The organism is Paraburkholderia sp. 31.1 (assembly GCF_014397645.1).
Taxonomy (GTDB): Bacteria; Pseudomonadota; Gammaproteobacteria; order Burkholderiales; family Burkholderiaceae; genus Paraburkholderia; species Paraburkholderia tuberum.
The window spans coordinates 46,642-61,233 of sequence record NZ_VZQN01000030.1; the positions used below are offsets into that span (position 1 = coordinate 46,642).

Here is a 14,592-nt window from a genome sequence, read left to right on the forward strand (position 1 = left end):
CTGCGAACGGTCGGTGCTGTCCGCTCGCGCGCCAAACCCAAGGTAGCGCATCGTTATCTCCTCTTCTTCAAGACGTTGTGAACGAAGCTGATGTCGACGTCGATCAAAAGCTTGCGATGTCGCGCGCTCCTACTACCTTGCTTTCGAGATCGCGCGGGCACGGCGCAGATCGGGCCCGTCGAACTCATCGTCGAACGAAGCGACCAGCGACCGAAGCGTCTCCACTGCTTCAGGCTGCGAATTCGCGCGGGCGTCGCGTGCCGCGAGCAGTTCGCAGCGCGCGCGCAATTCCCACAGCCGCGCGCCCTGCGCGACGGACACCGCGCACGCGCGCCGGAACTCTTTCGTGGCGACGTCCTCGTCGCCTGCGGCGCGAAAGAGCACGCCCCGCACGCGATGCATCTCCCCTTCGTCCCAGCGCTGATCGGTGGCCTGCATAACCACGAAAGCTTCTTCGATGAGACGCATCGCCGTATCGATCTCGCCTGCCCAACCGTATGCCTCGGCCGACATGCGTAGGAAGCCAGACAGATAGAGCACGCTATCGGTGTTGCGGTACGCGTGCATGCCGCTCTCCAACAGAGCCAGCGCACGCGGGTGCTCACCGATCGCCGCGAGGCAATAGCCGCGAAAGATCGCCTCGACCGCGTTGTAATAGGCGATACCGCTGTCGGTGAGCGCCGTGGAAAGCTCATCGAGCCGCCGCAGGCCGTCTCGCGGCGAAATGATCGTCAGTGCGACGAACGACGCGCCTGTCAGCGCGTGTGCGAGCGTGTAGACATGCGCCATGCGCCGCGCCTCGGCGACGGCGCAATGGCTGTTGCGGACCGCTTCGCCGAGTCGGCCCGCGCACATCTGCGACCACGACATGTAGGTCAGCATGACGACGCGCGGATCGTCGACGGTGATCGACCCGTAGAGCGCCTGCTGCGCAGGGTCGTACAAGGTGAGGCCGGTTTCGAGCTGGCGGATTGCGTCCGCAAAGCGCCCGAGCGGATGGCACGTCACGCCGCTGAACCGGTAGCCCATCAGACGCCAGAGGGCATCGTCGCGAGACTCGCCGCGTTGCAGGATGTCCGCGGCCTGGTGCTGCGCCGACGGGAAGTCGGCCCGCAACAGCGCGTGAGTCCACAGGCCGTGAAGGACGGCCAGCAACGGGGGCGGATCGCCGAGCGTCTCACACAGCGCGCGCGCCGTGGCGAACGTCGTCCCCGTCCCCTTGACGGCGTACCCTTGCGTAGCGATCTGCGCCATGCCGACGCAGATCGTCAGCGCGAGTTCGTTCTGCAGGCGCCACGGCGTGCGCTCCATCGGAGCGATCAACGCCAGTCCGCGATTGAGATGCTTGAGCGCCTCGACCATCGCCGAGCGGCGCAGCGCGTTGCGCCCTGCCGCCAGCCATTGGACGACGGCCTTCTCGACGACGCGTGCCTCCGTGTAGTGCCACGCAAGCATCTCGGGCTGATTCACCACCACGTCGGGAAAATGCGCTTCGAGCGCCTGCGCGACCCTTTCGTGAAGCGAACGCCGAGCGTCACGGCCAATGATCTCGTAGGCGGCGTCGCGGATCAGCGCGTGCTTGAACGTAAAGGCAGGCTCGGGCGCGCTTCGCTTCAGCACGAGCCCGAAGTCGATCAGCCGGTCGAGGGCCGCGGCGAGATCCTTTTGCGGCCCGATGACAAGTTCGAGCAAGTGCATCGAGACATCCCGCCCAATGACGGAAGCGGCCTCGAGCGCTTCGCGCGCGCCGCCGAGCCGGTTCAGGCGCGACTGCAGCGATGCGCGCAGAAGCATCGACAAGGGCTTTCCTTCGAGGCTGCCGACGGCGGATTCGGACCGCGTGACGTCGTCCACCGTCGCGCGCGTCACTTCCTCCAGGAAAAGCGGAATGCCATCGGTCCGCAGGACAATGTCCTTGACCGTTCCGGCGGGCAGCGGCTGATCGGCCGCGATATGCCGCACCAGAGCCGCACATACTGACGCGGGCAACGGACCGAGCGGAAGATGCGTCACGCCGGCGTGATCGTCGAGGCCGGAGAATGTCGAAGGCCGCATCAGCACGACGAGCAGGACGGCCATTCGCGGCACGCGCGCGGCGATCATCAGCAGCAGCTCGCGCGACGTATCGTCGATCCACTGGACGTCCTCGAACACAACCAGTGTCGGGTTGCGTTCCGACGCGCGTTCGAGCAGTTTCACGAGCGCGCGCATCGTGCGGCGGCGCTTCGCGGCCGCGCTGAGCGATTTCAGGCTGCTCAACGCACGCGCCGGCAGATTCAGCAACTCGGCGATCAGCGTGCGATCGTCCACGGCCATGCCCGGGAGGATGGCCTCGATCTTGTGGAGTTTCTCGTCGCCCGAATCGGAAACCGTGAATTCAGCGCTGCGTTCGAGTTGTTGAATGCACGGATAAAGCGGCGACGCCTGCCGGTACGGAAAGCAGAAATAGCGGTAGATCTCGCTCGGTTCGCGCCGCGCATCGTCGAGCAGCGAAGCGGCAAGACGCGACTTGCCGATGCCCGCATCGCCCGTGACGAGCGCGATCTGTCCGCGTCCCCCGCGCGCGGCCTGCCATAACTCCGACAGGACGCGGTATTCGTCGTCGCGCCCGAGCATCGGCGAGAGCGCCGGCGCGCGGTGCGCCTCGAAGCGGCCCGCGGCGGGCGTGGCGCCGGCGACGCGCCAGGCGCGCATCGGCGCCGCCAGACCCTTGATTTGAAGCGGACCCAAGTCACGGAATTCGAACAGCTCGCCGGCCAGCCGGCGAGTCGAGTCGTCGACGATGATCGAATTCGGCTCGGCGCTGCCTTGCAGACGCGATGCCAGGTTGGGCGCATCGCCCATGGCCGCGCGGTCCTCGGAATCCTCGACATCGCCCACCACCACGAGACCCGTGCAAATGCCGATGCGCACGGCGAGGCGGCGAAGCGTCGGCAGCGCGATCGCGCCCACGGCTTCGAGCACTTTCAACGCCGCGTAGACGGCTCGTTCCGCGTCGTCCTCGTGCGCTTCGGGATATCCAAAATAGACGAGGGTGCCGTCGCCGCGATAGCGTTCGACGCGCCCACCGAACTGCGTCATGCTCCCGCTGACCGCGCCGCGATAGGCAACGATGATTTTCCTGTAGTCCTCAGGATCGAGTTCGTCGGACAGTGCGGTGGAGCCAACCAGATCGCAGAACGCGAACGTGATCTGACGGCGCTCGACGGTCTCCTCGGAAGCGACCCGGCCAACATAGCTCGCGCCGCATTGCGAGCAGAATTTCGCCTGGCGCGGACGCGCCGCTCCGCAGCACGCGCATCGCGGACCGGCGGCGCGTCGCAATGCCGCGGTGCAATCGCATCCGAACGACGTCAATGCGCCACCACACCAAGCGCACCTCATCAGAACTCCTCACTCGCAGCGCTTGCCCGTGATGAAGTGCGGCGAGGTAAGCGCAAACGCGAGACGAAGGCCAGCTTCGACTACCGCACAAAGAACCCGCCTTTCGACGGAAACCAGACTGCCCAGCGCCCCTTTCACTGCGCGCGCCCCGTATTGCCCCGCTTGTTCTCGTCGTTCGCTGAGCGTAGTACAAAGCCCAGATCAAAACAATCGGCAGCGATCGGATGCGGCGCGCGAAACGCCCAGTTCTTCAGAATCGGTAACCGACGCGCAGATAAGTCACGATTGGATCGAGCGTTATCTTCGCCTCGGAACGCCGCGTAACGACGCCGACGGGCGTTTGCGCCTGCGTCGTGAAGGTGCCTGTCGTGCTCATCGGGATATACGAAACAGACACGCCCGCGAACCAGTGCTCCGAAAACGCGAACGTGAAGCCGACATTGAAGACCGGCGCCCACACGGTGCTCGCCTCGGCGCTCGTCGAACCGCCAAGCGCCATCGCCTCGAACGTCTCGTTCGTGATCGTCGCGTCGCTGAACGAGGTTCGCGTAACGCCGATGCCGAGATACGGTCTGAATTTTGCTTGAGCGCCAAAGAAAAAGTACTTGAAGATCAGCGCGGGACTCCGTTGCTTCACGCTGCCAACCGTGCCGAAGCGACTCCACATACCGGTGCCGCTCACGTCGAATTTCGGTGGAATGCCGAACTCGAATTCAGCCGCGATATGGTCCGTCGCGAAATACCCTACTGTAAAACCCAGCGTATCGGCGCTCGACACGCCCGCGCCCGTATTCGGCACCGTAATGTCGACGGGTGCGCCGCCCACTGACGTCACGCGCAACGGCGTGCTGCTATCTTGCGGCGCGAGATGGAACCAGCCCGCGGTCACGAAGAAGCTTCCTGCCGTCTGCGCATGGCTCGCGCTCGACATGGCCAGAGAAGCCGCACATGCGCAAACATATCGGCTTGCCACCAATTTCATCTCCTGATCCATTCACGCGCTATGGCCAGCAGCGCTCGACGCAGGTCGGTCCAGCGGCACACGCGGCTTCATGCCGCGAGGTTCGGCGTCGTGCGCATCACGCCAGGCTCTCATCGTGTCGAGCGCAACGGAGTTCCGTATATAGCGATGCCAGATGAATGCGAGATCGAACACCATCACGCCGAGCCGCCACAAATACAGCGACAGGAGCGCCGCGAGCACGACGGGCCACATCGCTTCCGATGACGGCGCCTGGATCAGCCGATAGACCATCGCAAGCGCCAGCACCAGCGTGCCGCCGCCGACAAGACAGCGGCGGCCCATGTACGGCTTGGCAGGCGCGACCCAGCCGCTGAGGCTAAGGATCGCCGCGCACAACAAGACGTTGAGACTGCCGAAGAATCCGCCCATCAGCCAGACGAAGGACGCGGGAATGAAAAGCACATAAAACAAGGCGCCAAAGAGATAAGCCCCCAGACAGAACTGCCGCCATCGAGCGTCGTTCGAGCGGACGAGCCTCGGTATGCGGCCCGCAATCGTGACGCACATCAGGAGCACGCTCAGCACGAACACAGACGAGGTGACCCTGGGATAGGTATCGAGGTCCAGATCGAGCGATGCCATCACGGCTCTGAAGAGCAGAAAAAGCGCGCCCATGTGAAGCAGGAAAGCGAGTACATACGGAATCGCCGTGCTGACGACGCCGACGAATCGCTTGTTGCCCGGCGCCGGTGCCTTCGCGCGAAAAGGCGCGTCGGGATAGGTCAGGACGACGTTTTCGATGAAATGCCCAAATACGGCGTCGTCATTCCAGTATTCGGTATGTGCCTTGCCGGGCAGCCAGTAGCGGGAAAATCCGAAGTCATCGTCAGAAGTGAACTGAAATGCGCCGCATTGGTGTTCGCGCAGGAACTCGCGCGTCGTGTCGAGCTGAAAGCCGATGGGATCGCCGAGATCGTAGTAGTTGCGCCACTTGATCGGCTGAGGCAGCACCAATCGTTCGTTTGGCGCACGCTCGAGCATCACGACTTCGGCGTCTGCAGCCTGGTTCTTGAAGTCTTGGGACTCCAGCTTCAGGTTCAGCCAGAGCTTCGGCCACAGCAACAGGTGCTTGTCGATGGGACACCCTATGGTCATGAAGCCGCGCACCGATTTGATCCAGTCAGTCGATATCTTCGTGTTCCTGTCGTCAGGGCGTTCCATGGTATTGGATGACAGCGCCTGAAGCATCGCAATGAACGCGATCGCCGTGCCTTCGCTGTGGGCAACGATATGGATTTCCGGATCGCCTTTAAAGTCCGGGTTGTCCTTGTGAAACCGTAGGAGAATTTGTTGGATCACGTCGTGAAAGCGAAAGACGATCGTGCTCCGGTAATACTCGAAGTCGGTCACCAGTTGCACGTCGCCGTAATAGTCTCGCAGCAACGGCCCGAGTTTGAATTCGAACACACCCATCTTCTTCGTCACGGTCAACAGGTTCTCTATGACGTCAACGGCTTCGACGATTTCATCGATAACGCCCGCCGCAAGTGAAAATGACTCGGGTGTGAGCAGCGCGGGCCTTCCGTGGCGTTTGGCCTCCCGTTCGACGTTTTCATAAAGATCCCGCGCGCGTCCCGCCACCGTCTCGCCCCACGCCTTGACTTCCTCGAGCGTGTCACCCTGTTTGACCACGTCGCGCGGAATATCGGCCCAATAAACTTCGGCGAATCCGATGCGCGAGAGTTCATCATCTCTGGGTACGTCGAGGCGGCTGACACGCACTTCACCGACACCGCAGATATTGAAGAATCCGAGTGGCAGCACGGGCAGCGGAGGCTCATTGCGCGCACCGAAGCGGCGCACGGCGGCGCGTATCGTGGTGCTTCGTGGCTGACGGCCGACACCGTGAATCGCCACCACGATCTTATCGAGCGGCGGAAGCCCTTGAGCGCCTGCGGTCTGCGTGAAGACGCTGCTGCCGGTGTCTTGCGCAGCCGTGACCGAAGACGTCATTTTCTCGTTCTCCCTGGCATGCCCGGCAAAAAGCATCGAGCGGCCATTCCTTCGTATCGAGCTTATGATAGGAGCACAAATCTGTGTTTTGCAAATGACTAATCTAGTTGCAATCAGCCAGTGACGTGGGCTGTCCGAAGTTAGCGAACGATGTTTCTGGCAGTCGCTCTCAAAGCATTCAATGTCATTTGCAAACTCGCACGCGCTTGTGCAAATCTTGCGGGCACCCCTCGTCTTCATGTTGACGATGGCTGCGCTTCTTCGCGTATAGGTGAATCGTCTGCGAAGACGCAAGAGAGGCAAAAAATGACCGTCGACAGAAATATGATCTCGGGCGGCGGAATGTCACATTCGGCCGCTGCAAACGTGAATATCTCTTCACTGTCCATGGCGTCGTGCAATGTCGCGATTCGTTCAACAACGAGGCCACCATCGGGCGATGGTCGCTGACACCAGGACGGTTCTTCTGTGTTGGGCGAAATCGACCGCTCAAGCGCACGGAACAGCGCAACTCGATCGAAGCCAGTTCTCGATCGGGACCGTTCGAAGCGAAGAAGCTCGACAATGTCGATCTTTCTTCCTCCGGCTGCCCGATGAGCGCAATTCGATTCGTTATCGCCGATCGATGAAATTCGTTTCTACAGCGTGGAGCGCCTCCACATGAGCCGGTGCGAGATCGGCCTGACTCGTATTGCCAGGCTCATCGAGGCGGACCGTGTATAGAATGCCATCCTTACCGGAAACGAGCGCAATGCCGAGTTCCTCGATGAGCACAATGCCCGAGGCACCGAGATCCTGATCGCTCCACGTCTCGTCCATCGCCTCCATCCCGAGGCTCGCCAGGTAGGGGCCCACGCAAAAATTTGACGGCACGCGCCTGGGCAACCGGGCGGCGACTGCTTCGCCGCCCGGGTTCTTGCCCAGGCGCCCATCATCCGTCCATGGGTTCCACCACCCGGTCACCTCGGACTTGCCGTTCCCCCTGTTTGCGTACGGCGATATATTGCGAAGGCGCACCACGCTCTCGCCGAAATCGACGATGCCATCGAACTCTCCATTGCCCGTGACGATCCAGATGGAGCCGTCGCTTTGAACGGCGGCTCCCCACCCGCTCATCCAGATCCCTCCTCCGCTCCCACGCGCCGTCGAGCACCAGGCGGCCGTCTGTTTCCACGTGCGCGTGTCTACCGCAATCAGCCAGCCGCGCGCTTCTTCGTCGGTTTCGGCAACTGTGCCGAAAGGTACGAGCACCGTACCGTCGACCAGCGCAAGCACGGCGCGTTGCTTTCGCTCCCACGACTTGAACGGGAGCGAAAGCAAGTTGTGGCCGGGGTCGAACGTCACGCCCTCGAAAGCAATTGGGGCATGCGTGTGCTTACCCGTCGCGATATCGAGCGATGCGAGATAGTGCCGTCCATCGGCCCAGTTTCCATTTCCGCTCGACCAGTAGCACACGTAGAGGCGGTTCGTCGACAGATCGATGACGGGCGTCGACAGAATGCCGCAGAGCACGTTGATCGGGTGGTCGTCTATTGCTGGTGCGTCATTGATCGGCATGCCGAGATGGTGTCGTGCGTGCCGCGTCGTGCGAGTGAAGACACCGCTGAGATCCGGGGCCGCCGCATCGCGCGCGGTAAGCGCCGACATGCCCCATAGCATCTGCGCAGTTTTCAGATCGAGCGGCATCGCTCCATCGGGCACACGGAATACGGAGCCCGCTTCGATCCACGGCGATATCAGCACGGTCGGCACGCGCACCCCGAAACGCCTGAAATCGAATCCGAACTCGCCCGCTAGCGAGTCCGGCGGCACCTCGCTCGCGGGCGGCGGCACGTGGTCATAGCATCCGCAGACGTCATCAATCAGTTGCTCGCCGAGCGCGACGTCGTAGCTGGGATGCTGGCTGTTTCACGTCGAACCTCAGCTCGGCTCGAGGAAGCTGAATGCGGCCAGCGTGCCGTCCTGTGCAGCCGACTGGAAGTCACAGAACAGCACGACGATATGCTGGACCGACGTGAATGCCGCGTTCATGGCAATGCCCTCATTTCGATACCCGACACGGCGATGCTACTGACTGTTCTATCAACGGTTCAGTATGGCGTGCGGCTCGAACGTTTGCGATATCTGACGGCGCCGGTTATGGCCTTCTGCTCAGGCTTGACTCTTGCTTTGATCGCCTCGATATGCGCCTGCGCATTTCCATAGAACGACGCGAGATCTCCCTTCATGGCCGTTCGCGACGCATTGTCGAGATAAACCATATGGCCCGACGGATAATTATTGAACGTCAGATTGCTCTCGATCTGCGCGCTATCGAGCGGCATGTTCTGAAAATTGATCAGCGTCTGGAAGAATGGCGTCACCGCATCGTAGTATCCATTTGCAGAAAACACCCTCAGGTAAGGATTGACGGCCATCGCAGCAGCCAGGTCTCCAGCGGTATAGAGACCAGCGCCACCCCTTTGCGCTCCCGTTGGATCGACATGGCTGAAATCCCAGTTTTCGAAAGCCAGATCATTCAGGTCCATGAACGGCGAAACCGATGTGTATTGCAATTCGTCGTTGAGATACAGGTTCCACATCGCCGTATAGACGCCACTCACGGCCGCCATTGTCGGATCGTTCCCGCCGGAGTCGGGTGCGATGAACTCCGCAATGCCCGTGTCTTCGCCCGTCACGCGACCGTCATAAGCGCCGACGGCCAGCCCTTCGTCCAGCATCAGACTCGTCAGGAACGCCGAACCGTTTCCGATCGATGGATTGAGCTGCCAGTATTTCAGGACCATTGCCGGAATGCCGAGCATGTCGCTCATCGTCTGAAGGACGTCCGGTGCGACATTGGGGAAGGCGTTCAACGCATCCACATAGGGCCCGGCCGCGAATGCCTCCACTTGCTCCATGAAGCCGGGCAGATCCGCCGGAGCGGGTGACGTCGTTACTTTTTTGTGGAACCATGCATCGGCCGCATAGGTTGGCAAGGTGCCAATCGGGTTGCCTGCCTGCGAATAATCGAGAATCGAAGACTGCAGGACGATCCCGTTAAGATCGACGCCGTCCTCGTGCAGCATCCACGTGAGCACACAGGTACGTGGTGTCCCATATGACTCGCCAAACAGATACTTTGGAGAGTTCCACCTGTTGAACACCGTCAGATAACGCTTGATGAACTGCTTGATGCAGCCTGCATCCTCATCGACGCCCCAGAAATCCTTGTTGGTGTGTGGCTCGATCGCGGTCGAGTAGCCCGTGCCGACGGGATCGATGAACACGAGGTCCGTCAGATCAAGCAGACTGTCCGGATTGTTTTCGAGCGTGTACGGCGCCGGTGGCGTGAACTCCGGCATACTCGTTTTAATCCGCCTCGGTCCGAAGGAACCCAACAGCAAAAAAACCGACGACGAGCCCGGTCCGCCATTGTAGAAAAATGTCACAGGTCGCGTGGATGGCGTCGCATCGTCGGCGGTGAACGACACGTAGAACAGTTTCGCGCCTGACCGTGAGCTGTAGGTATCGGTCGTCACAAGGTGACCGGCTCGCGCCGTGTACGCAATCGACTTTCCATTGAGACTCAGCGTGTGGTGCGTGACCGCGGCATTCTCGGTGGCATCGCTGATCGAATCGTCTGGACCGTATCCGTAAGGGGTGGTGTCCGCCAGGGGTTCATCGGGAGAGACATCCTTCTTTGCAATTGTGCTCATCGCAGGTCTCCATATTCATTGCCGAGGTAAGTCGCATTGGGCCAGGAGCGAAAAACGGGCGCACGAACACATACCGGGTTACGACACGATCGCGCCGGAACCCTTTTCGTGCTTCATCCGTGACACGACGTGCGTTGAGCGATCCGAAGGGTTTCCCCCCCGATCGCGGCGATTCGAGAATCGCCGGTTTCGAAGTTGCCGGTCAGGTAAACGTGGGACGATCCGGATTTGATTTTTTTGAAGTTTTCTCTTCGGGAATGTCGCGAAGTATAGGAAATCGCGCGTCGATTCCAAGGGAATTATCGTTTGTCCGCGTTCTTATTCTTACAGGCACGCAAAGTACTCCGGGTTAGTTACATACCAACGACACTGAGGCGAGCGACAGGAGCGGCGCCACTCTCGCCGCGCTCGAAGCGATCAATGCCGGTCGTGAAGCGTCCATCAAGATCTGGAGTCCAAATATCTGATCAACGTAGTCGAGCACGACCATCGGGCGATCAAGCGACGCCCGCGGCTCATGCCAGGCTTCACGGATCTTGCTGGCTGGCATCGAACTGATGCACATGATCGCCAAAGGCCTCCACGCGCCCCGAAACTGCCTTAAGCGCTACTGTCGGAACAACGCCCACGTCGGACGGGTACTGTTGAAAAAAGTCGCCGCGAGGATTTTTTCAATTCGTTCGCGAGAAGATCGATATTGGTTCACGGAGAAAACCGACGAAGAAGAAGTTGAGGAGTCAGCTATTGGCCGTATAGAAGGCATTGTTGTCCCGGAGATGGACCAGATGAAGCAGTTCCGGGCGCACATGGCCGTTCTGCCGAAGAATTGCTGCAGTCCGCGCAAAAGGTCACTGACGAAAACGACCGCGACACCGGTATGTTTCGTCGGTCCCTTAACAATGTCGAAGCCGAGCGGGACAAAGCGCTGCGCATGATCGCCACGCTGGAGAAGCACTGAGAGGTCTTTTCAGCGTCGAGGTGGTGTCGGCACGAGTCCGCAACGAGCCGAGTGCGCTGGGCGGCATGCCGGACAATCCAGTGCGAGAAAAGACATGCACGAGCACAAATCAGAGAAGCTGCCTTTGGTTGCGCAGGCGCGCATCGCGCAGGCGCCCGAGTTGCGGTCGATTGAACCGCTCCGCGGCGATTCGGCGGAACTCCTGACTCTGCAACACACGCGAGGCAACCGGTTCGTGCAACGGGTTGTGGAGGAGCGCATCGCCGCTCGCGATTTCGATCAGAACATGCAGGACGCCGCGCAGGCCGGTGGGAACGCTGGCGCCAGCGATATCAAAGTGCAGGTCATCATCGGCCATACGACCGCGGCAGATGAAAACGAGGCGCGTCGAATGCTCACGCAAATCGATGACGCCGAGAAGATGGTCGAGAGGAATCCCGACGTCAGTTGGACAGCGGGCGACGCTTCGCCTATCGGCCCCATGAAAGGGTATCTCGTGGAGAACCATCAGGCCCGTTTCGTCCTGGAGCAATATTTGGCGGGCGTGAGCGAAACAGGGGACTTTCAGTCAGAGTATGCGACTTCGTACATACAGACGAAGAAGGATTACGGTGCGTTCATGGCCTTGTGGAGCGCATTCCAGGCCGGGGGCGGCGCGCTTGGGAAGGGCTTATCGAACAAACTCGCCGCGTTGTCCAAAGACCCGGAGTTCCTGCGCGCGCGCACTGCGATGGAGGCGGTGCGCAACAACCTGGTGGACGATCGCACCGGGATTGTAGGCGCGATTGGCGATAAGCAGAAAAAGAACGAGGAGCTCAACCAGGTGCTCTATGCGGTGGGAAAGATGGCGGCTCAGGCGGCGGCCAAGAGCAAGCAGACCGAACTCAATACGTTGAATGCGAACATCAAGAGTGCGGTTGATACGATCATGACGGTCGGAAAAATCGCCGCGACTGCGACCTCGGGAGTGCTTGCATTCGGTGAGGGTGGCCTCGACATGAATAAGCTCATCGAATCGAACCCCGAGATTGCGCCCGCCAACCCCGTGCCTGCCACGCCGTCACTGGCGCCACCGGACGTGTCCAAATTCGCCACACCGGGGACCGATCTCAATCCGCACGGTATCGCACAACCTGAAGACGGGCTTGGCAAACCCAACGACACGCGGTCGTATCTGATGCCGTCGCAGACCATCGATACGGCAAAAAGCCTGGGGGCGAAGGGTCTCAGCGCGCTCGGAGGTCCCGACAAAATGCTGACCGCGGCGATCACGATGCTGGAGCAAACCCAGATCGACCGTCTTCAGGCGGATATCGACGCGGCAAATGAGGACGGCAATCTCAAAGAGGCCGCCAGTGTGGCGAGCGACGTGAAAGCGAAGCGGCTCGCCTATGCAGGTGCGTTGCGGACGCTGTCCAACTACGTCATCAATCTGATGGCGCACAAGGCTCAGCTGGACGTCGACACCAATGCGATGATTGCCGCTGCGAAAACGCACGGCGTCGACAAGAGTCTGACAGGCGGTCTGCGGCTACTCAACGCGGGCGACAAGTTCCTCGCTCAGGTGGGTGTCACGATCGAGTTCGGCTTGAAGCAGCAGGCAAGTGGCAGCGACGCGCTGGCGAAGCGTACCAGCATCAACGCGGATCCTTCCGGCGCCGGCACGCCGCAAGGACCCGGCCAGCTTCATTATTGGACCGTTGACTACGACCGGCCCAGCAAGCGCTTTCTCGCGACCAAGCATGCAGTAACGCTCGCGGAGGGCGGCAAGGACAGCCTGGCGAACGGCGTAACCAGCAACAGCACTCAGTTTGACGTCGGCAAATCCGTGCAGGAGCTAAAGCAATGGGAGAACGATGTGCACGCGATACGCGACCGCGCGCAAAGCGCCATGAACCTGCAGCCCGACTCAGGAACCTCGAAGCAATGAAGCGCGCAAGCGATGGGGTTCAATGCATTTCAGCAATATGCGTGGCCGATCACACAATCGCGCTCCATTGGCGGGCTAAACAATGGACACTTGCGAAGTTGGTACCCGAACGACGATTCGTTTTGCGGCTCGATTTGATGCGAGATTCGATCGCATCAATCGTGAATTCGGTCCACGATATTTGCGAAGTCTGTCGGATTCGAGAACCAACCTATGTCTCCATTGCCATTGGCGGATTCAACCGGTCGATGCAACACAATGAAAGCCGCATGAGCGGTGGGAGTGTTGCAAATGAAACGGAGGCGCCGGATCGTGCCAGACCGTTTTGACACGGCGTTGGCCATTGCGGGAACAGATGCATCAGTCCGATGCCAGCCAGCAGGATCCGAGCACAGCGTAGAACTTGAACCCGAGCATGGACCGCGTGCGTCGCTTGATCGCCCGATGGTCGTGCTCGACCACGGTGTTGAGATATATGGACTGGCGGATCTTGATGGTCGCTTCACGATCGACATTGATCGCTTCGAGCGCAGCGAGATTGGCGGCGCTCCGGTCGATCGTCAAGGTGTTGGCTTCCCCGCTCTGATCGACCGCAATCCCGGGCTCGACCATCATCTGTTCAAGATGGCGCAGGCTCTGCGGATAGGCCACCGACCACCGCACGCACATCAGGATGACGTCGAGCGAATAGTGCAAGCGATTGAGCACCTTTGCAACGGCCGGATTCAGGTTCTGTTTCATTGATCAAAGTGTTCGCCTTCACGCGGCCAGCATAGCGGCTCGCCTTTTCGCGACAAGACCTCTCCAGGCCATAGGGCATTCGCGCCGTCTGGGCAAGCGACATCGATTGCCGACCCACGGCGCACAATGCTTAAATGCGGCGCCTGGCAAGGGAAATGTTGCTATGCACTGTGCAATCTGCGGATACGAGAACCTCACCGGAGCCAAATTCTGCGAAACGTGCGGAGCCATTCTGCCGCGCGCGTGTCCTCGCTGTGGCCACGAGGCGACGCCTTCCGCCAGATTCTGCAATGAGTGCGGCTCTCCCCTCCCCGAGGGGCCGGCCGCGTCATCTCCGCGTCCGCAGCCTGTTACAGAGCCACCCAGAGCGCCGGTTCATTACATGCCACACCATCTCGCCGAACGCATCCGCGCCGAGCAGGCGGCCATGGAAGCGAGAGGTGAGGCCGCCGGTGAACGCAAAACGGTTACGGCGCTGTTCGCCGACATGGCCGGTTCCACCGCGTTGATCCACGACATGGATCCGGAAGAGGCTCATCGACTGATCGAGCCCGTCACCGCCCTGATGATGGAAGCCGTGCACTACTACGAGGGCTACGTGGCCAAGTCGCTGGGCAACGGCATCCTCGCTTTGTTCGGCGCGCCCATCGCGCACGAAGGCCATCCGCAGCGCGCGCTCCTTGCGGCGCTGCGCATGCAGCAGGCGATGCACCGCCACAGCGATCGCATTGGCTCGCCATCAGGGTGCGAGATCGCTGGAATTGCGCGCGGCATTGAGCTTGGCCCGGCTTTGGCAGCGCAAGGGCAAAATCGCGGAGGCCCGGCAAGCGCTGTCCGAGGTTTATGGCGGGTTTAAGGAGGGTTTCGACACCACCGACTTGCAAGAGGCCAAGGAATTGCTTGA

At 60.8% G+C, this 14,592-nt stretch carries 7 protein-coding genes and 3 pseudogenes; 4 read left to right on the forward strand and 6 right to left on the reverse strand.

Translation table 11 applies throughout. From position 1 onward, the window contains the following. Positions 1 to 132: 132 nt before the first annotated feature. The 5 genes from F6X37_RS22815 to F6X37_RS22835 form a co-directional block, all read right to left on the reverse strand. Entirely contained in the window at positions 133 to 3,357 is a 3,225-nt protein-coding gene (locus tag F6X37_RS22815) for an ATP-binding protein (protein ID WP_187612862.1), read from the reverse strand. 277 nt (positions 3,358 to 3,634) lie between these two features. Then, positions 3,635 to 4,378 (reverse strand): OmpW/AlkL family protein, encoded by a 744-nt coding sequence (locus F6X37_RS22820; RefSeq protein WP_410451396.1) that lies wholly within the window; start codon positions 4,376 to 4,378, stop codon positions 3,635 to 3,637. Further along, the gene (locus F6X37_RS22825) at positions 4,379 to 6,397 is read right to left on the reverse strand and encodes a YrzE family protein (RefSeq protein ID WP_187612864.1); all 2,019 of its coding nucleotides are present in this window, start codon (positions 6,395 to 6,397) and stop codon (positions 4,379 to 4,381) included. Positions 6,398 to 6,973: 576 nt separating this feature from the next. Continuing rightward, positions 6,974 to 8,227, reverse strand: a complete 1,254-nt coding sequence (locus tag F6X37_RS38015) for an alkaline phosphatase family protein (protein WP_262419996.1) — start codon at positions 8,225 to 8,227, stop codon at positions 6,974 to 6,976. Positions 8,228 to 8,451: 224 nt separating this feature from the next. Then, entirely contained in the window at positions 8,452 to 10,059 is a 1,608-nt protein-coding gene (locus F6X37_RS22835) for a S10 family peptidase (RefSeq protein ID WP_187612865.1), read from the reverse strand. 377 nt (positions 10,060 to 10,436) lie between these two features. Between F6X37_RS22835 and F6X37_RS22840 the strand changes: the two are divergent. The 3 genes and pseudogenes from F6X37_RS22840 to F6X37_RS22845 form a co-directional block, all read left to right on the forward strand. Further along, positions 10,437 to 10,637, forward strand: a pseudogene (locus tag F6X37_RS22840) (IS6 family transposase); the annotation flags it as partial. 248 nt (positions 10,638 to 10,885) lie between these two features. After that, positions 10,886 to 11,017 (forward strand): hypothetical protein, encoded by a 132-nt coding sequence (locus F6X37_RS37040; RefSeq protein ID WP_262419991.1) that lies wholly within the window; start codon positions 10,886 to 10,888, stop codon positions 11,015 to 11,017. Positions 11,018 to 11,111: 94 nt separating this feature from the next. Continuing rightward, complete coding sequence (locus tag F6X37_RS22845) at positions 11,112 to 12,947, forward strand: hypothetical protein (protein ID WP_187612866.1); 1,836 nt, start codon at positions 11,112 to 11,114, stop codon at positions 12,945 to 12,947. A 352-nt stretch (positions 12,948 to 13,299) separates the two neighbouring features. On the opposite strand, the pseudogene F6X37_RS22850 reads toward F6X37_RS22845, so the two are convergent. Further along, positions 13,300 to 13,688 (reverse strand): annotated as a pseudogene (locus tag F6X37_RS22850) (DDE-type integrase/transposase/recombinase); the annotation flags it as partial. 163 nt (positions 13,689 to 13,851) lie between these two features. Between F6X37_RS22850 and F6X37_RS22855 the strand changes: the two are divergent. Next, positions 13,852 to 14,472: pseudogene (locus F6X37_RS22855) on the forward strand (zinc-ribbon domain-containing protein); the annotation flags it as partial. Positions 14,473 to 14,592: the final 120 nt, after the last annotated feature.